Raw genomic sequence first — 17,746 nt, 5'->3', positions numbered from 1 at the left:
TCAGACCAGCAGAGGGGTCTGGAGGGCGGTGGAGCCGTCGAGCAGGCCCTCGGCTCGGTCGTAGGAGTCGGCGATGGTGCGTAGCAGGACGGCGCCGAGGGTGGCGGCTGCGGCGGCTTGGGTGTCGGGGGGATGGTCGCCGCCGGTGAGGGTGACCGCCTCGGTGGAGAGGGAGGCCTCGGCCAGGGTGACGGCCAGGTCGTCGCGGGTGCGGATCATCCAGTCGGTGAGGGCGTCGGCCAGGTCGGCGGTCGCCTCCATGCGGCTGCCGAGGCTGTCGGGGCCGCCGTTGAGGTGCTCGGCCGCGTGGCGGCGGGCCACCTCGTATGCCTCGGCGGCCTCGCCCGACCAGCTCCCGGGCAGGGGTAGCGCGTCGGCCAGGTCGGCGTAGGCCCGGGCGTCGGCGCGCAGCTCGGGGACGGCGTCCAGGATGGATGCCGGGTGCAGGCCGGCGACGGCACGGGCCGCGTCGCCGGGCAGGAGGCGGACGCGGCGCAGCTCGGCCCAGACGTCGTGGCCCTCCGGCGCGCCGATGGTGGCGAGCACCTCGTCGACCCGGTTGAGCAGTGGGGCCGCCGCGTCGAGCAGTTGGTCGAGCCGGTCCATCACTGCTGGCCTCGCAGGAGGCGGCGCCGGACGGTCTCGTCGGTGTCGGCGTAGTGCCGGGCGCCGGAACGCACGGCGCCCGCCATCTCGGAGAGGCGGTCGGCGGCGTCGGCGGCCTCGCGCGCCCGCGCGGCCAGCACGGCCGTCCAGCCGGCGTAGAGGGCACGCCCGATCCGCCCTGGGCGGCCGGCGTCGTCGGCACCGAAGGCGACCGCCGCCGGGGCCAGGTTGGGCATCCGGCGGTCCATGGTGGTCAGAGCGGCCGCCGCATGGTCGATCTGGTCGGCGAGTCGATCCATGTCAGTGCCCCTCCAGCGTGCGGAACTGTCCGAAAACCTCGGCATGCAGCTTCTCCCGGGCCCAGCGGGCGGCCTCGGCCGCACTGGTCACGACGGCGCGCATCTCACGGGCGAACTCGGCCGGCTCGCGATGACGCAGCGCTCCGTGCACCTGAACGTCCACGATGTCGCCCGAGGCGGTCACGACCACCTCGATCGACTGGTCCGGCGAATGCACCGAGACGGTGTGAGCGGACACGGCCTTGTCGAAGTCGGCACGTAGCTCTTCGAAGCGCCGATATCGGTCGATCGCCTCGTCGATCCACGCCTCGTCGATCTCGCGGGCCATCCATGGCTCCTCACCGCGTGTCATGTCGCCGTCGCGTTCCGGGTTGAGACCGTACCCGCTCAGGCGACCGTCCCGCTACGTCGCCGCATCCTTTGTGGATAACCCCGGACGGGGCAACCAAGCGTGACGGTACGCTTCGGCGAAACTACCCTTCGTGGTCGACTCGATCCGGTGGCGCTTTTCGTCGTACCGGCGAAATACCATCGTCGGGTGAGTCCGCATGATGTCTTCTCCGAGCTGGTGGGCCAGGACGAGCCGGTCGTTACGCTGCGCCGGGCCGCCACCGCGGCCGCCCGGATCGTGGCGGGCGAGCCGGATTCCGGTGGCATGACGCACGCCTGGATCTTCACCGGCCCGCCCGGCGCGCGGCGCACGGTCGCGGCGCGGGCGTTCGCGGCCGCGCTCCAGTGCGAGCGGGACGGCACCGGCTGCGGTGAGTGCCACGGCTGCCACACGGCGCTCGGCGGCACCCACGCCGACGTGCAGGTCGTGACGACCGAGGGTCTGACCATCAAGACCGAGGAGACCAGGGCCGTGGTGCTCCGGGCGGCGAGCGCGCCGACCGGTGGCCGCTGGCAGGTGGTGATCATCGAGGCGGCCGACCGGCTCCACGAGCGGGCCAGCAACGCGCTGCTCAAGGCGATCGAGGAGCCGTCCCCGCGGACCGTCTTCCTGCTGTGCACGCCGTCGGTCCATCCGGACGACATCCTGGTGACGATCCGGTCCCGGTGCCGCCTGGTGTCGCTGCGCCAGCCACCGGCGGCCGCGGTGGCCGACGTCCTCGTGCACCGCCACGACATCGCACCGGACCAGGCGGCATGGGCCGCGGCGGCGTCACAGGGCGACGTGGACCGGGCCCGGCAGCTGGCCGCCGACACGGAGGCCCGGGAGCGGCGTGACGACGTGCTCTCCGTTCCCCGCAAGCTGACCAGCATCGGCGCCTGTTTCGACGCGGCGGCGCGGCTGGAGGCGGCCTCGAAGCAGGAGGCGGCGATCGCGGTGGCCGAGCTCGACGTGGCCGAACGCGCGGCGCTGGAGCGGGCGCTCGGCGCGGGTGGCACCGGCAGGGGGGCCACGACGGCGATGCGCGGCGCCGCAGGCCAGTTGAAGGAGCTGGAGCGCAACCAGAAGCTGCGGGCCACCCGGGCCCAGCGGGACGCTCTGGACCGGGCGCTCCAGGATTTGATCGGCTTCTACCGGGACGTTTTGGTCACCTCGATGCGCGCGCCGGTCCCGGTGGTGCACGGTGACCTGGCGGCGGTGTCGGCGGCGGCGGCCGGGAAGTGGACGCCGGAGAGCACACTGCGCCGCCTGGAGGCGGTGCTGACCTGCCGCGACGCGATCGATCGCAACGTGAAGCCACAGGTCGCCCTGGAGGCGATGATGGTCAGCCTCTGGCAGGGCTGAACGCCGCCGAGAAGCGGGGCCGAGCAAGCCGAGGGCTTGGGAACGGCCGTGTGGCCCGCGCCGGCAAGACCCCGGCACGGGCCACACGGTTCCCGGGGCCCGGATTCAGTGCAATGCGCTGGCTCCCCAAGCCGGACTCCCGAAACTTCCGAATCCTTGCCGAAACGTTAGGCCGATTTGCTCCCGCCGTCAACCTTGACGCATAGACATTGATCGCTTTACGTTACGAGCGTCCGACCGCCCGGTTTCCGAAAGTTTCGGAGTGCTCATGTCGACTCGACGCGAGGTACTGGCCCTGGCATCCGGCGCCGCGCTCACCGCCGCCGCCCTTCCCGGCCCGGCCGCCGCGGCCGGCATCGCCGACGGATGGGTCGCCACGTGGGCGGCCGCGCCGACCACGGTGCCACCCGGCGATCCGCTGATCCTGAACGGCCAGACCGTCCGCCAGGTGGTGCACACCAGCGTGGGCGGCGACCGGTTGCGGATCCGGCTGACCAACGAGTTCGGCGCCACCCCGCTGCGAATCGGTGAGGTGCGGGTCGCGATCCGGGCCGGTGACGGCGCGAGCACCGACGCGGTTCCGGGCACCGACCGGCGGGTGACCTTCGGCGGGCGGGAGGCGGTCACCGTGCCGGCCGGGGCGCCGCTGGTCAGCGATCCGGTGCGCCTGGGCCTGCCGCCCGGCGCCGACCTGGTGATCAGCGTCTTCCTGCCGGAGCGCACGCCGGTGACGACGCTGGCCGCGTTCGCCTTCCAGGACAACGCGATCGCCGCCGGCAACGTGACCGGGGCGGCACGGATCACCCCGACCAGCACGATCGGGCAGTACCTGTTCCTGTCCGGGGTCAGCGTGCAGGGCGGCGAGGGCGCCGGGGTCGGCGGGCGGAGCGGCGAGGGCGAGGGCGCCGGGGTCGGCGGGCGGGGCGGTGACGGTGCGGTCGTCACGCTGGGGGACTCGATCACCAACGGGGCGAACACCGTGACCAGCGCCAACCATCGCTGGCCGGACCTGCTGGCCGCGCGGTTCCGGTCGGCCCGGATCCGGCTCGGGGTGGCGAACGTGGGCATCTCCGGGAACCGGCTGCTGCACGACCCGAACCCGCCGGCGGGCAGCGGGGCCGAGGCGTTCGCGGCGTATTTCGGGCACAGTGGGCTGCGCCGGTTCGACCGGGATGTGGTGGCGCAGCCGGGTGCCACGCATCTCGTGGTGCTGCTCGGGGTGAACGATCTCGGTCATCCGGGGACGGTGGCGCCGCCCGGGGAGGTGGTCACGGCGGACGATCTGATCGCCGGCCACCGCCAGCTCATCGCACGGGCGCGGCTGGCCGGGCTGCGGGTGTACGGCGCGACGATCCTGCCGTTCAAGGACGACACGCTCGGCTTCTACACCGTGGAGAACGAGCGCAAGCGGGCCGCGCTGAACGCCTGGATCCGGTCCTCCGGCGAGTACGACGCGGTGATCGACTTCGACGCGGCGGTCCGCGACCCGGCCGATCCGCTGCGGCTTGCCGCCCGCTACGACAGCGGCGACCACCTGCACCCGAACGACGCCGGCATGGCGGCGATGGCGGCCGCCGTGCCTATCCGGCTGTTCCGGCCGGGACCGGGCTGAGCAGCGACGACAGCCGGGCCTCGACCGCCGCGGCGATCTCCTCGACCGGCCGGGCGGCGTCCAGCACCAGGTATCGCTTGGGGTCGGCGGCGGCCAGGTCGAGGAACGCGTACCGGACCCGTTCGTGGAAGGCCCGGGACTCGCTCTCCAGCCGGTCGGCGGCCTCCCCCCGGGAGTCGACCCGGGTCAGGCCGACACCGGGGTCGACGTCCAGCAGGACCACCAGGTCGGGCTTGAGGCCACCGGTGGCCCACGCCGACAGCCAGGAGATCTCCTGGACCGGCAGGGTACGGCCGGCGCCCTGGTAGGCCAGTGACGAGTCCACGTACCGGTCGCTTATCACGACGGCCCCACGGCCGAGCGCCGGCCGGACCACCGTGGCGACGTGGTGCGCCCGGTCGGCGGCGTAGAGCAGGGCCTCGGCCCGGGCGGACGGCGTCTCGGCCCGGTCCAGGACGAGCCCGCGGATCCGGGCGCCGATGTCGGTGGCGCCCGGCTCGCGGGTGACCACCACGTCGCGCCCGTCCGCCTTGAGCGCCTCGGCGAGGCGGGTGACCTGGGTGGACTTGCCGGCGCCCTCGCCGCCTTCGAAGACCACGAAGACGCCGGAGCGGGCGAAGGACTCGGGCGGCGACAGCGGCCGGCCGCGCAGTGACCCGATCAGGTCGGGCAGCACCGGGACGCCGGGTTTGTCGTCCATCTGCCGGAACGCGCCGATGCCCACCCAGATGCCGATCGCGCCGGCCACCACGAGCAGCACCCGGGTGGCCGAGATGTCGATGTGGAAGAGGCCCAGGTCGACCCGGCGGGAGCTGCCGAGGCCGACCAGGATGCCGGAGACCGTGATGGCCAGCAGCAGGACGGTTCGGACGCCGATCTGCACCACGGCGAAGGTGCGGCCGCGCAGTTCGTCGGCGATCTCCCCGTACAGAAGGGTGGTGCCGGACAGGAACGCCATGCCGGCGCCGGCGCCGACCATGATGGCGCCGAAGAGCGCCATGGAGAGGTGGATGGAGATCCCGAGGAACATCACCGAGCCGCTGGCCAGCATGATGCTCATGCCGAACCAGCGTTTGCGGGACAGCTCCTTGACGATCATCGGGCCCAGGCCGATGCCGATCGCGAGGCCCATGAAGATGGTGCCGAAGAGCAGGTAGAAGGCGGCCTGTCCGGCGCCGAGCGACTTGGCGAACTTCTCCGCCGCGCCGATCACCACGCCGCCGGCCCCGAACGCGCCGAAGATGCCGAGGACCAGGCCGCGCACCAGCGGGGTGTTGCCGATGAACTTCCACCCGTCCAGGAACTGGCGGGTCATGCTCTGCTCGGCGGCCTTCTCGCGGGCGGCGCTCTTGCCGCCGATCTCCTTGATGCCGAAGAAGACCACGAGCGCGGTGGCGAGCCGGGCGAACGCGTTGATGTACAGCGCCAGCTGGATGGGCTGGGCCCAGTCGGGCAGGGAGGCACCGGACTGCTGGAGGCCGGCGGTGAGCGCGGCGAGCGACAGCGCGGCCAGGATCGGCGTGATCCCGTACGTCGTGATCAGGGTCAGCTGGTTGGAGACCTCGATCTGCGATTTCGGGATGAGGTTGGGGACCGCGGCCTCCTTGGCCGGGATCCAGATCAGGGTGATCGTCTCGCCGATGAAGGTGGCGATGGTGGCCCAGGCGACGGTCTGCGCCGGGGTGCCGCCGAACAGCGGGACGAGCGGGATCGACAAGTAGATGACGAACCGCAGCAGGTCGACGATCACCATGGTGTAGCGGCGGTCGAACCGGTCGGCGAAGACACCGGCGATCGGGCCGAGCAGGAGAGCGGGGATCAGGCGTACGGCGATGGTGCCGCCGAACGCGGCACCCTGGGCGGCCGGGTTCTCGAACTGGGCGGAGGCGAACAGCGCGGTGGCGAGCAGGCCGACCCAGTCACCGAAGGAGGCGGCGGCGAGCACCAGCCAGAGCCGCCGGAAGGGGCGCCGCCGCAGGACCGAGCGCAGCGCCGCTATGCCCGAAAGGTCGACGGGCCCCGGCTCCTGTTGCGTTTCCGTGTTGATGGCCCCTACCTCCCGTGGTCACTGCTCGGAGCACTGTAACCGTCCGGTCCATGGGTCGCGGGGCAACCACGATCGGGTGGAGCAGAGATGAATGTCTTTCGCGTTACCTATCTCACGGGATACCGTGCTGGCGTGTTCACCGACCGCACCGCCCTCCACCAGCGACTCGACAGGGCCACGGGCCACCTGGAGACCCCGGTCGCAGTGGTGGACCTGGCCGCCTTCGACGACAACGCCGAGCGCCTGAGCGGGCGGGCCGGCGGCAAGCCGATCCGTGTGGCGAGCAAGTCGGTGCGCTGCCGGACACTGCTGGAGCGGGTGCTCGCCCGGCCCGGCTGGCACGGGGTGATGGCCTACACCCTGCCCGAGGCGATCTGGCTGGTGCGCACCGGCGTGACCGGCGACGTCCTGGTGGCATATCCCACAGCGGACCGCACGGCGCTGGGCGAGCTGGCCGCCGACCCGGAACTGGCCGCCGCGATCACGATCATGGTCGACCACCCGTCCCAGCTCGACCTGGTCGACGGGGTCGCCGCTCCGGGTGGGCGCTCACCCGTACGCCTATGTATTGATCTTGATGCTTCCTGGCGCCCCGCCGGGCCGTTGCACATCGGGGTGCGCAGGTCGCCGGTGCATTCGGCCGCGCAAGCGGGCGATCTGGCCCGGACCATCGCCGGGCGCGAGGGGTTCCGCCTGGTCGGGCTGATGTGTTACGAGGCGCACATCGCCGGCGTCGGCGACAACCCGCCCGGTCAGGCGCTGCGGGCGCAGGCCATCCGGATGATGCAGAGCCGAGCGCTCCCCGAGTTGCGGGAGCGGCGCGCCGCGGCGGTCCAGGCGGTCCGCGAGCACGCCGATCTCGAATTCGTGAACGGCGGCGGCACCGGCAGTGTCGTCGCGACCAGCGCCGATCCCGCGGTCACCGAGGTCACCGCGGGCTCGGGCCTCTACGGCCCCACGCTCTTCGACACCTACCGGAACTGGCAGCCCACTCCGGCGGCGTTCTTCGCCCTCTCCGTGGTCCGCCGGCCGGCTCCCCGGATCGCCACCGTGCTGGGCGGCGGCTGGATCGCCTCGGGCGCGCCCGAGGCGTCCCGCCTGCCGGTCCCGTGGCTGCCCGAGGGGCTGCGGTTCAAGGCCGACGAGGGTGCCGGTGAGGTGCAGACGCCGTTGCTGGGCGCGGCCGCCGAGCGGCTGAGCCCCGGCGACCGGGTGTGGTTCCGCCACGCCAAGGCCGGCGAGCTGTGCGAACACGTCAACGAGCTACAGCTGATCGACGGTGAGACAGCGACGCCGGCCCCCACCTACCGAGGAGAAGGCCATGCCTTCCTGGGCTGAAACCGGCTCAGGCCGACACGTGGCGGTGCAGGTATTCCCTTATCAACGCCTTGGCCTCGGTCAGCACCTCTTCGTCCCCGGACACGTCCCGGCGGAAGGCCAGCTTGATCAGCGCGTCCGCCGCCTCGACCGAGATCTGCAGGGCGAACCGCAGACGGGTCCGGTCGGCCAGGTTGAACTGCTCGATCAGCAGCTCGGCCAGGCGCTCGGCGATGACCGCGTTGTTGTCCCGGTCCGAGTCCAGCAGGTGCAGGTCGACCACGTCACCGAAGTGCAGCGTCCGGAAGCCCGGCACGCTGCGGTGCATGTGGATGTAGGCGTCGATGGCGCCGTCGACCGCGTCCCACCAATGGGTGAAGGTCTGGCTGGCGAACCGGTCCGACAGACTCTGCAAATACGCGTCCATGTTGCGCAGCGCGAGGGCCTGGACGATGGCCCGTTTGTCCGGGAAGAACTGGTAGACCGAGCCGATGGCGACTTCGGCGCGCTCGGCGAGCAGCGTCGTGGTCAAGCCCTCATAGCCCACCTCGTCCACCAGCTCGGCGCAGGCGTCGAGCATGCGCTGTACCCGGGCAACGCTTCTGCCCTGCACCGGAACCCGCCGTAGCGGGCCGGTGCTGACGGTTGGTGTCGACACGCGTCGCCACTCCCTCTCAGCAGTGAGATCCATCCACGACCATTTCCAACGTCATGAATAAATCTCATCGTTAAATCGAACGTTACTCGGATCAACGAGCGAGTTGCATCGACGGGACGCCGTGTGCCGGTGTCCGCTCGGACGGAGGACAAAGCCCGGAATGACTAGCGTCAACTCCCGCCGCTGGAGCAACTGGGGGCGCAACCAGGAATCGATCGCTGAGGTGCTGCTCCCCGGCGGTGTCGATGAGGTCGCCAGTCAAGTGAAGCAGGCCGTGGAAAGCGGTCGCCGGATCAAGGTGGTCGGGAGCGGTCACTCGTTCACGCCCATCGCCGTCGCCGAGGACCAGCGGATGTTCGTGCACCGGCTCGACGGGCTGGTGGCCGTCGACGGGCCACTGGTGACCGTACAGGCCGGGATGCCGCTGTCCACACTCAACGAGGTGCTGGCCGCACACGGGCTGGCCATGCCGAACCTGGGCGACATCGACGCGCAGACGGTCGCCGGGGCCATCTCCACGGGCACGCACGGCACCGGGATCGCCTACTCCACCCTGGCGTCCTGCGTCGAAGCCGTGACCATGGTGACCGGCAGCGGGACAGTGCAACGGTTCGCGGCCGGCGATCCCGACTTCCCGGCGGCGCGACTCGGGCTCGGCGCGCTCGGTGTGCTGGTCGACGTCACGCTGCGGTGCGTTCCGGCGTTCACGCTGCTCGCCGACGAGCGGCCGATGGCACTCGCCGACATCCTGGCCGGGATGGACGAGTGGATCGCGAGCGACGACCACGTCGAGTTCTTCTGGTACCCGTACACCGACCGGGCCCAGCTCAAACGCAACCGCCGGGTCGAGGCCGACGACCGGCCGCTGTCGCGGTTCCGTGGCTGGCTCGACGACGACTTCCTGTCCAACACCGTCTGGCAGGGCGCCTGCACCCTGGGCCGGCGCTTCCCGTCCACGGTGCCGGCGATCAGCGCGTTCTCCGCCCGCGCGCTCAGCCCGCGGACCTACACCGGCCGGTCCGACCGCGTCTTCTGCTCACCCCGGCGGGTCAAATTCACCGAGATGGAGTACGAGGTCCCGCGCGCCGCCCTGCCCGAGGTGATCGCCGCGCTCCCGAAACTGCTGGACGCGCTGCCGTTCCGGGTGCAGTTCCCGGTCGAGGTGCGGTTCACCGGGCCGGACGACGTGTGGCTGTCGCACGGGTACGACCGGGAGTCCGCCTACATCGCCGTGCACCAGTTCATCGGCAGCCCGTACGAGCCTTACTTCCGGGCCTTCGAGGAACTGTGCACGCCGCTGGGCGGCCGGCCGCACTGGGGCAAGCTGCACTACCGGGACGCGGAGTCGCTGCGTCCCGCGTACCCCCGCTTCGACGACTTCCTGGCCGTCCGCGACCGGCTGGACCCCCACCGGGTCTTCACCAACGACTACCTGGTGAGGGTCCTGGGCAGCTGAACTACTCGGCGGGGGTGGCCGCCTTGCGCGGGGCGGCCTTCTTGGCGGGGGCCGCCTTCTTGGCCGCGGTCGTGGTCTTCTTCGCCGCGGTGGCGCGTTTCGCCGGCGCCTTCTTGGCCGGCGTCTCGCCACCGGCCGCCGCCTTCTTGGCCGGGGCCTTCTTGGCGGCGGCCTTCTTCTTCGGCGCCGGACCCTTGGCGCGCTTCTCGGCGAGCATCTCGGACGCCTGCTCCGGGGTGAGCTCCTCCGGGGTCTGACCGCGGCGCAGGGTCGCGTTGGTCTCGCCGTCGGTCACGTACGGCCCGAACCGGCCGTCCTTGACCACCATCGGCTTCTGCGTCACCGGGTCCGGGCCCAGTTCGGCCAGCGGCGGCTTCGGCGCACCCCGCTGCCCACGGGCCTTCGGCGCGGCCAGCAGGGCGAGCGCCTCGTCCAGGGTGACGGTGAAGAGCCGGTCCTCGTTCTCCAGCGAGCGGGAGTCCTTCAGGCGCGAGATGTACGGCCCGTACCGGCCGTTGCGCGCGACGATCTCGTTGCCCTCGGCGTCCTTGCCGACCACCCGGGGCAGGGTGAGCAGCTGGAGCGCCTGCTCCAGGGTGAGCGTCTGCGGCGACTGCGAGGCGAACAGGGACGAGCTGCGCTCGCCGCTCTGCACGTACGCCCCGTACCGCCCGGACTTGACCACCACCAGCTCGCCGGTCCCCGGGTCGTCGCCCAGCTCGCGGTCGCCGTTGCCGGCCAGGAACAGCTCGGCCACCTTCTCCGGGGTCAGCTCGTCGGGAGCGATGCCCTCCGGGAGCGAGGCCTTGTCCTCGGGGGTGTCCTCGTCGCCGCCCACCAACCGGCGCTGCAGGTAGGGGCCGAACTTGCCGACCCGGACGACGACCCGCCGATTCTCCTCGTCGACGAAGAGCGGGATCGAGTTGACCTCGCGGGCGTCGATCGCGCTGAGGTTCTCGGTGACCATCTTCTTCAGGCCGCCGGCCTTGGCGATCTCCGCGTCCGCCCCGGACTCCGAGCTGCCGAAGTAGAAGGAGGTGAGGAAGGCGAGCTGGGTCCCGTCGCCGGCCGCGATGTCGTCGAGCTGGCCCTCCATGGCGGCCGTGAAGTTGTAGTCCACCAGCCGCGGGTAGTGCCCCTCGAGCAGGCCGATCACCGCGAACGCCAGGAACGACGGGATCATCGCCTGGCCGCGCTTCTCCACGTAGCCGCGGTCCTGGATGGTCTGCATGATCGACGAGTACGTCGACGGCCGGCCGATGCCCAGCTCCTCCAGCGCCTTGACCAGCGACGCCTCGGTGTAGCGGGCGGGCGGCGTGGTGTGGTGGCCGGTCGCGGACAGCTGGTCGGCGGTGAGCGGCTGGTCCTTCACCAGGTTCGGCAGGCGCCGCTCGGCGTCCTCGGCCTCGGCGTTCTCGTCGTCCGACGACTCCACGTACGCCCGGAGGAAACCGGGGTCGGTGATGGTCTTGCCGGAGGCCGCGAAGTCGGCCTCCTCGTTCGACGACGAGACGGCGCGGATCCGGATGCTCACCGAGTTACCGACGGCGTCGGTCATCTGCGAGGCGATGGTCCGGCGCCAGATCAGCTCGTAGAGCTTGAACTCGGCGCTGGTCAGCTCCTTGGCGACCTCGCCGGGGGTACGGAAGTTGTCGCCGGCCGGCCGGATCGCCTCGTGCGCCTCCTGCGCGCCCTTGGCCTTGGTGGTGTACTTGCGCGGCTGCGGCGGCACGTTGTTCGCCCCGTACAGCTCGGCGATCTGACGGCGGGCGGCGGCCACGGCGGTCTCGGAGAGATTCACCGAGTCCGTACGCATATAGGTGATATAGCCCTTTTCGTACAGGCTCTGTGCCGTGCGCATCGTCTCCTTCGAGGAGGACCGCAGCTTCCGGGCGGCCTCCTGCTGGAGCGTCGACGTGATGAACGGCGGGTACGGCCGCCGGCGGTACGGCTTCTCCTCGACCCGGGTGACGGTGAACGGGCGGCCCTCCAGACGGGCGGCCAGCCCGCGGGCGCCGTCGCCGTCCAGCTGCACCGCGGTGGAGCCGGCCTTGAGCTGCCCGGTGGTGGGCTCGAAGTCCTTGCCGGTGGCGATGCGGTCGCCGTCCAGCGCGATCAGCGTGGCCTGGAACGTGCGCGGGCCCTCGACCTGCCCCTGCACGGCCAGCTGGGCCAGGATGTCCCAGTACTCCGCGGTCCGGAAGGCCATCCGCTGCCGCTCGCGCTCGACGACGATGCGGGTGGCGACGGACTGCACACGGCCCGCGGAGAGGCCGCGCATCACCTTCTTCCACAGGACCGGGCTGACCTCGTAGCCGTACAGCCGGTCCAGGATGCGGCGGGCCTCCTGCGCATCCACCAGGGAACGGTCGATGTCCCGCGGGTTCGCCACGGCGGCCTGGATGGCCGGCTTGGTGATCTCGTGGAAGACCATCCGCTTGATCGGCACCTTGGGCTGGATCGTCTCGACCAGGTGCCAGGCGATGGCCTCGCCCTCGCGGTCCTCATCGGTGGCGAGGAAGATCTCGTCGACCTCCCGGGCCAGGCGCTTGAGCTTCGCCACCTGCTGCTTGCGGCTCTCGGAGATCACATAGAGCGCCTGGAAGCCGTTGTCGACGTCGACGCCGAGCCGCGCCCAAGGCTGCCCCTTGTACGCCTCGGGCACCTCGTCGGCGTTCTTCGGCAGGTCGCGGATATGGCCGACGGAGGCCTCGACCAGATAGTCGGGGCCCAGGTAACCGGCGATCGTCTTGGCCTTCGACGGGGACTCGACGATGACCAGACGGGTCGTCCTGGTGTCACTCGGCACGGCACTCCTTATTGACCTTCAGCGCTCCCTGCTCCGTCCGGCGGAGCACAGACGTTCAACGTAACGCGCCGGACAAGACTGCATTCCCAGGGAACCCCGCAGTCGGATGGTAACGGTCCGGCCACCGCATGCGTCTGACCGCGACACCGTACACCGGGAAGACACTGTTATGTCGGACACAATCCCGGAAGATCATGCGACTACGCCGCCCGGCCAGAACTCGTCCGGAGCAGATGACGGACGCTCCCCCACCAGCTCACGGAGCCGGCGCAGACGCCTGCGACCGGTGATCAGCCAGTGACTTCCATTATCCGACACGCGACCGGCCAGACCGGCCCGGACCAGCGCGGCCGCCACCCCGTGCGGATCCTTCGCCGGGTCCAGACCCAGGGCGAACCCACCCGGGCACGGCTCACCGGCGGCCGCCACCCAGAGCCGCATCCGCGGCCCGGAGAGAAAGAGCTGCGCGGATGCCTCCGGCCAGGCGCGGGCAAGACCATTCAACCTCCGGGAGTACGCGGTGCGCACCTCGAAGATCGGGCGGGGCGGATCCTCCGGCTCGGGTGTGTCGATCGCCTCTTCCGTGACTTCGGGGCTCTCACCTCGTACCCCATCGTCTTGAAGGGGAGCCCAGGTGGCACTCAGACCGCGCGCGGCCAGCTCGGTGACCAGGACGTGGACCCGCCAGGCGGCATCGACCCGGACCGAGACGCGGGCCGTGCCCCCCATCCGGCCGAGATGGCCCGGCCCGGCCAGCAGGCCGGCCAGATCGGCGGGTGACGGCTCGGTGGTCTCGGCGCTGAACATCGACAGCTGGCGCCCGTCCGGCTCGCTGGGCGCGCCACGCTGCGCGGGCTTCCGCTCCACCGCGATCGGTGGGGGCAGCTCCTCGCGCGGGATCAGCGGCCAGCCGGTCTCGGACATCCGGTCACTGGCATTCGGGCAGGGAGTCGAAGGCCTGTCTCAGCTCGACCGACTCCAGACTCGTGGTGTCCAGGCTGCTGCGCTCGTAATCCGAGGTGAGCTTCTCGACGACCCGGGCGACCTCGGTGTAGAAGGACTTGGACGGGCTGGTGGCCAGCGCCTCGATGCCGGTGCGGGCGGTGCCGTAGGCGTCCCGGATGCCGGCGAGCGAACCCAGGAAGCCGTCGGCGATCTCCTCGCCGTTTGTCACGTCGGGGACGCCGGCCCGCTGCACGCCGGCCCGCGCCTCCTCGCTGGCGCTCTCCGCGCCGTTGAAGAGACGGGCCAGATTCTCCTTCGCCTGGGCCGGCGTGGTCTCAGCCGTCATCTGCTGCTGTGTCCGGCTGGTGAGGGTGTCGATCTCGCTGCGCCACGGGCTCAGAGCGGTGCACACGAGCGCCGCCCAGGCCTGCGCACCTGGCTGGCTGGAGCAGCCGGCCAGGGGTGCGGCGAGCACGAGGACGAGGGCCAGGGTGATCGGTCGGACCGCGCGCATGGAAGCAGGGTACGACTAGCGCCTGACACTCCACACACCTCGATCGAGTCACAGGGAAAAGGCACCCGGCTCGGCCGGGTGCCTTTCGTCCTTGTCGGACCTGGTTCAGGAGACGTTGTCCTTCACCCGGGACGACTCCGTGGTGTGGGCATCCTGGACGGCCTTGGCCGTGTCGGCCGCACCGACAGCGGCGGCAGCCGCGGCCGCGGAGGGCTCGTCGCCCATCGTGACCGGCTTGCGCTTGCTCCAGAACACCGCGGTCGCGACGATCGCGACCGCCACGACCGCGACGCCGACCCGCAGGGCGGTGTTCGCGTCCGCGCCGTAGCTCCAGGTCACCACGGCCGGGGCGATCAGCAGCGAGACCAGGTTCATCACCTTGAGCAGCGGGTTGATCGCCGGGCCGGCGGTGTCCTTGAACGGGTCGCCGACGGTGTCGCCGATGACCGTGGCGGCGTGCGCCTCGGAGCCCTTGCCACCGAAGGCGCCGTCCTCCACCAGCTTCTTCGCGTTGTCCCACGCGCCGCCGGAATTGGACAGGAAGACCGCCATCAGGGTGCCGGTGCCGATGGCGCCGGCCAGGTACGCCGCGAGCGCGCCCGGGCCGAGGCCGAAGCCCACCGCGATCGGCGCGGTGATCGCCAGCAGACCGGGGGTGAGCAGCTCACGCTGCGCGTCCCGGGTGCAGATGTCGACGACCCGGCCGTACTCCGGACGCTGGGTGCCGTCCATGATGCCCGGGAACTCGCGGAACTGGCGGCGGACCTCCATCACGACCGCGCCGGCCGAGCGGGAGACCGCGTTGATGGCCAGGCCGGAGAAGAGGAACACCACGGCCGAACCGATCAGCAGGCCGACCAGCGCCCGCGGGTTGGAGATGTTCAGCTGGGCCAGGATCTCGGCGCCGACGTCCGTCACCCCGGCGCTGGCCATCGAGCTGGCCAGGCTGTTGGTGTACGACCCGAACAGCGCCGTGGCCGCGAGTACCGCGGTCGCGATCGCGATGCCCTTGGTGATCGCCTTCGTGGTGTTGCCGACCGCGTCCAGCTCGGTGAGGATCTGGGCGCCCCGCTCGTCGACGTCGCCGGACATCTCGGCGATGCCCTGCGCGTTGTCCGAGATCGGGCCGAAGGTGTCCATCGCCACGATGACGCCGACCGTGGTGAGCAGGCCGGTGCCGGCCAGCGCCACGGCGAACAGCGACAGCGTCAGCGACGAGCCGCCCAGCAGGTAGGCGCCGAAGACACCGGCGCCGAGCAGCAGCGCCGAGTAGACCGCCGACTCCAGGCCGACGCTGATGCCGGCCAGGACAACGGTGGCCGCGCCGGTCTGCGACGACCTGCCGATGTCCTGCACCGGGCGCTTGTCGGTCTCGGTGAAATAGCCGGTCAGCGCCTGGATGGCGGCGGCCAGCACGATACCGATCACGACCGCGCCGACCGCGACCAGTTGCGGGTTCTGGCCGCTGTTCAGGATGTCCTCGGCGATGCCCGCGTCACCGAAGCCGGCGAACGTGTCCGGCAGGTAGACGAAGCTCACCACGGCCACCGCGACCGCGGAGATCGCGGCCGAGATGTAGAACGCCCGGTTGATCGCGGTGAGGCCGTTGCGGTCACTGGCCCGCAGACGGGTGATGAAGACACCGACGATCGCGATCAGCACACCGATCGTGGAGACGATCAGCGGGAAGATCAGGCCGTCCTGACCGAACGCGGCCGAACCCAGGATCAGGGCGGCCACCAGGGTCACGGCGTACGACTCGAAGAGGTCGGCGGCCATGCCGGCGCAGTCGCCGACGTTGTCGCCCACGTTGTCGGCGATGGTCGCGGCGTTGCGCGGGTCATCCTCCGGAATACCCTGCTCGACCTTGCCGACCAGGTCGGCGCCGACGTCCGCGGCCTTGGTGAAGATGCCGCCGCCGACCCGCATGAACATGGCCAGCAGCGCGGCGCCGAAGCCGAAGCCCTCCAGGACGGTGGGCGCGTCGCCGCGGAAGATCAGCACGACCAGCGCGCCGCCGAACAGGCCGAGGCCGACGGTGAGGAAGCCCACCACACCACCGGTACGGAAGGCGATGCCCATCGCCTTCTCCCGGCCGCCCTGCTCCCCGGCCGCCGCGGCGACCCGCAGGTTGGCCCGGGTGGCCAGCGCCATGCCGGCGCCGCCGATGAACGAGCTGAACACCGCGCCGACGATGAAGAACAGCGAGCGGCCGATCTTGACCCAGGTCTCGTTGTCCGTCTCGTGCACCGGCAGGAGGAACAGCAGGACGACCGCGATGACGACGAAGATACCGAGGGTTTTGAACTGCCGGAACAGGTACGCCGAGGCGCCCTCCTGCACGGCGCCCGCGATCTCCTGCATCTTCGGGGTGCCGCGTTCGGCCTTCAGTACCGATTGGACGAACGCGGCGGCGAAGCCCAGGGCCACCAGGGCGAACACCAGGGCAACGATGACGAATGTGACGTTTGATCCGCTCAGGGACACTCCGCCACCATCAGCGGCGAGGTCTATCGAGGTCCCGGACATCCTTGTCCTCCTACACCGATGGCGCCCGGACGGCGGACGAAGCCTTCCGAGCGCATTCCCCGGGGAGCCCGGGGAAGGACGACCAGACCCGCGGACGCGGGCCAGCAGTAGCTGATAACTCGCGTACTGTATAGGGCTTACGTGTTGGTCGTCACATGTAGCACCAGGCGTGTTTCTGCGACGATCGCCGCTATGTTAGGCCGGTGTCGATCCCGGGTATGCGGGGATGTTTGACAACTTGCAATGCCTCGCCCAACTTTAACCGCTATTTCAGGAAATTTCGCCCATAAGCGGACATAATGGCGGGAGGGTGTCGCGTCAGCGGCGGGTGACCGGCCAGACCATGCGGACCTCGGTGCCCGGGCCGTCGTCCACCGGTCGCACCTGCAGGTCGTCGACGAAACCGGCGAGCAGCGCGAAACCCACACCGGTGGTGAGCGCGTCGTCGGTGAGGTTCTCCGCGGCCAGCTCGTCCGGCGGCAGCTTGGCCAGGCCCACGCTCGCCTCGATCGGGGCGTGGTCGATGACCCGGACCGTGTAGGAATCCGAGTCGGACATCTCCATCGTGACGAGATCGGTGAGACCGTACTGGCGGTGCAGAGTGACCGCCCGGGTGCAGGCCTCACCGATGGCGAGCCGGACCTCGTCGAGCAGCTCCTCCGCCACGCCGGCACGCCGGGCCACGGCGACGCCGACGAGCCGTGCGGTGCGCACATGCACCGGGGCCGGAGAGAAGGAGAGCCGAACGGTTGCCATCACGAAGTGGGACCGCTGCCGTCGCGTTCGGTGGCCGCATCGACCGTTGGGAAGATCGGGAAGACCTGGTCCAGGGCGGTGATCCGGAAGATCTTGAGAAGCGGCTCCTTGGCGCAGACCAGGCCGAAGGTTCCGTGCGCGGTCCGCAGCCGCTTCAGGGCGCCGACCAGGACACCCAGGCCGGTCGAGTCGAGGAAGTCGACCCGCTCCAGATCCACGACCACGTCACGGGCGCCCGCGTCGACCAGCTCGATGAGCCGCTCGCGCAATCGGGGGGGCGGTGTAAACATCCACCTCACCGCCGACCTCGAGCACGGTGTGCTCGGCGACGGTCCGGGTCGTGAGTGACAGCTCCATCGGTCCTCCTCCCTGATCTCTCCCCCCGCGAAATCTAACCACCGACCGATCGGGGCCGACGCGTGGCACCCACCGTCCTACCCGTTTGAGGTTCGGGCATACCGGT

The 17,746-nt window shown here is 70.8% G+C and carries 14 protein-coding genes and 1 pseudogene; 4 read left to right on the top strand and 11 right to left on the bottom strand.

Translation table 11 applies throughout. The annotated features are described in order from the left end of the window. Genes BJ964_RS11945 through BJ964_RS11935 form a run of 3 tightly spaced genes read right to left on the bottom strand, consistent with a single transcriptional unit; the run spans nt 1 to nt 1,233 of the window. Nucleotides 1–606 (bottom strand): hypothetical protein, encoded by a 606-nt coding sequence (locus BJ964_RS11945; RefSeq protein ID WP_188120735.1) that lies wholly within the window; start codon nt 604–606, stop codon nt 1–3. Further along, nucleotides 606–905 (bottom strand): hypothetical protein, encoded by a 300-nt coding sequence (locus tag BJ964_RS11940; protein WP_183225866.1) that lies wholly within the window; start codon nt 903–905, stop codon nt 606–608. Before BJ964_RS11940 ends, BJ964_RS11945 begins: the two co-directional genes overlap by 1 nt. A 1-nt stretch (nt 906) precedes the next feature. Further along, nucleotides 907–1,233 carry a YbaB/EbfC family DNA-binding protein gene (locus BJ964_RS11935; RefSeq protein WP_188120734.1) on the bottom strand — a complete coding sequence of 109 codons (327 nt, stop codon included), beginning with the start codon at nt 1,231–1,233 and terminating at the stop codon, nt 907–909. 210 nt (nt 1,234–1,443) lie between these two features. Between BJ964_RS11935 and BJ964_RS11930 the strand changes: the two genes are divergently transcribed. Further along, nucleotides 1,444–2,640, top strand: a complete 1,197-nt coding sequence (locus tag BJ964_RS11930; RefSeq protein WP_188120733.1) for a DNA polymerase III subunit delta' — start codon at nt 1,444–1,446, stop codon at nt 2,638–2,640. Between the two features lie 268 nt (nt 2,641–2,908). After that, entirely contained in the window at nt 2,909–4,252 is a 1,344-nt protein-coding gene (locus BJ964_RS11925) for an SGNH/GDSL hydrolase family protein (protein ID WP_188120732.1), read from the top strand. Here the strand turns inward: BJ964_RS11925 and tmk are convergent. Next, complete coding sequence (tmk, locus tag BJ964_RS11920) at nt 4,221–6,251, bottom strand: dTMP kinase (protein ID WP_229806914.1); 2,031 nt, start codon at nt 6,249–6,251, stop codon at nt 4,221–4,223. The genes BJ964_RS11925 and tmk overlap by 32 nt on opposite strands. Nucleotides 6,252–6,431: 180 nt before the next feature. Here tmk and BJ964_RS11915 point away from each other — a divergent pair, with 180 nt between their 5' ends. Then, on the top strand, nt 6,432–7,637 hold the full coding sequence (locus tag BJ964_RS11915) for an amino acid deaminase/aldolase (protein WP_229806898.1): 1,206 nt from the start codon (nt 6,432–6,434) through the stop codon (nt 7,635–7,637). Between the two features lie 7 nt (nt 7,638–7,644). Here BJ964_RS11915 and BJ964_RS11910 read toward each other — a convergent pair whose 3' ends face one another. Then, nucleotides 7,645–8,274: a TetR family transcriptional regulator gene (locus tag BJ964_RS11910; protein ID WP_188120730.1), complete on the bottom strand. Its 630-nt coding sequence runs from the start codon at nt 8,272–8,274 to the stop codon at nt 7,645–7,647. Between the two features lie 160 nt (nt 8,275–8,434). On the opposite strand from BJ964_RS11910, the gene BJ964_RS11905 reads away from it, so the two are divergent. Then, a complete protein-coding gene (locus BJ964_RS11905) occupies nt 8,435–9,730 on the top strand; it encodes a D-arabinono-1,4-lactone oxidase (protein WP_188120729.1) in 1,296 nt (431 codons plus the stop codon). A 1-nt stretch (nt 9,731) separates the two neighbouring features. Here BJ964_RS11905 and topA read toward each other — a convergent pair whose 3' ends face one another. The 6 genes and pseudogenes from topA to BJ964_RS11875 form a co-directional block, all read right to left on the bottom strand. Further along, complete coding sequence (gene topA, locus BJ964_RS11900) at nt 9,732–12,539, bottom strand: type I DNA topoisomerase (protein ID WP_188120728.1); 2,808 nt, start codon at nt 12,537–12,539, stop codon at nt 9,732–9,734. A gap of 192 nt (nt 12,540–12,731) precedes the next feature. Beyond that, a complete protein-coding gene (locus tag BJ964_RS11895; protein ID WP_188120727.1) occupies nt 12,732–13,463 on the bottom strand; it encodes a hypothetical protein in 732 nt (243 codons plus the stop codon). A 4-nt stretch (nt 13,464–13,467) separates the two neighbouring features. Then, a complete protein-coding gene (locus tag BJ964_RS11890) occupies nt 13,468–13,998 on the bottom strand; it encodes a hypothetical protein (protein ID WP_188120726.1) in 531 nt (176 codons plus the stop codon). Between the two features lie 105 nt (nt 13,999–14,103). Further along, nucleotides 14,104–16,527 carry a sodium-translocating pyrophosphatase gene (locus tag BJ964_RS11885; protein WP_188120725.1) on the bottom strand — a complete coding sequence of 808 codons (2,424 nt, stop codon included), beginning with the start codon at nt 16,525–16,527 and terminating at the stop codon, nt 14,104–14,106. A gap of 318 nt (nt 16,528–16,845) precedes the next feature. Then, entirely contained in the window at nt 16,846–17,286 is a 441-nt protein-coding gene (locus tag BJ964_RS11880) for an ATP-binding protein (protein WP_183225877.1), read from the bottom strand. Continuing rightward, nucleotides 17,283–17,640 (bottom strand): annotated as a pseudogene (locus BJ964_RS11875) (STAS domain-containing protein). Before BJ964_RS11875 ends, BJ964_RS11880 begins: the two are co-directional and overlap by 4 nt. Between the last annotated feature and the right edge of the window lie 106 nt (nt 17,641–17,746).

The organism is Actinoplanes lobatus, from assembly GCF_014205215.1.
Classification (GTDB): Bacteria; Actinomycetota; Actinomycetes; order Mycobacteriales; family Micromonosporaceae; genus Actinoplanes; species Actinoplanes lobatus.
This window is presented reverse-complemented; position numbering and strand designations above follow the sequence as displayed.

Bases quoted from the DNA above. Each gene is read 5' to 3' on its own strand.
- BJ964_RS11945 (WP_188120735.1), bottom strand. From the start codon at position 606: ATGGACCGGCTCGACCAACTGCTCGACGCGGCGGCCCCACTGCTCAAC.
- BJ964_RS11940 (WP_183225866.1), bottom strand. From the start codon at position 905: ATGGATCGACTCGCCGACCAGATCGACCATGCGGCGGCCGCTCTGACC.
- BJ964_RS11935 (WP_188120734.1), bottom strand. From the start codon at position 1,233: ATGGCCCGCGAGATCGACGAGGCGTGGATCGACGAGGCGATCGACCGA.
- BJ964_RS11925 (WP_188120732.1), top strand. From the start codon at position 2,909: ATGTCGACTCGACGCGAGGTACTGGCCCTGGCATCCGGCGCCGCGCTC.
- BJ964_RS11905 (WP_188120729.1), top strand. From the start codon at position 8,435: ATGACTAGCGTCAACTCCCGCCGCTGGAGCAACTGGGGGCGCAACCAG.
- BJ964_RS11895 (WP_188120727.1), bottom strand. From the start codon at position 13,463: ATGTCCGAGACCGGCTGGCCGCTGATCCCGCGCGAGGAGCTGCCCCCA.
- BJ964_RS11890 (WP_188120726.1), bottom strand. From the start codon at position 13,998: ATGCGCGCGGTCCGACCGATCACCCTGGCCCTCGTCCTCGTGCTCGCC.
- BJ964_RS11885 (WP_188120725.1), bottom strand. From the start codon at position 16,527: ATGTCCGGGACCTCGATAGACCTCGCCGCTGATGGTGGCGGAGTGTCC.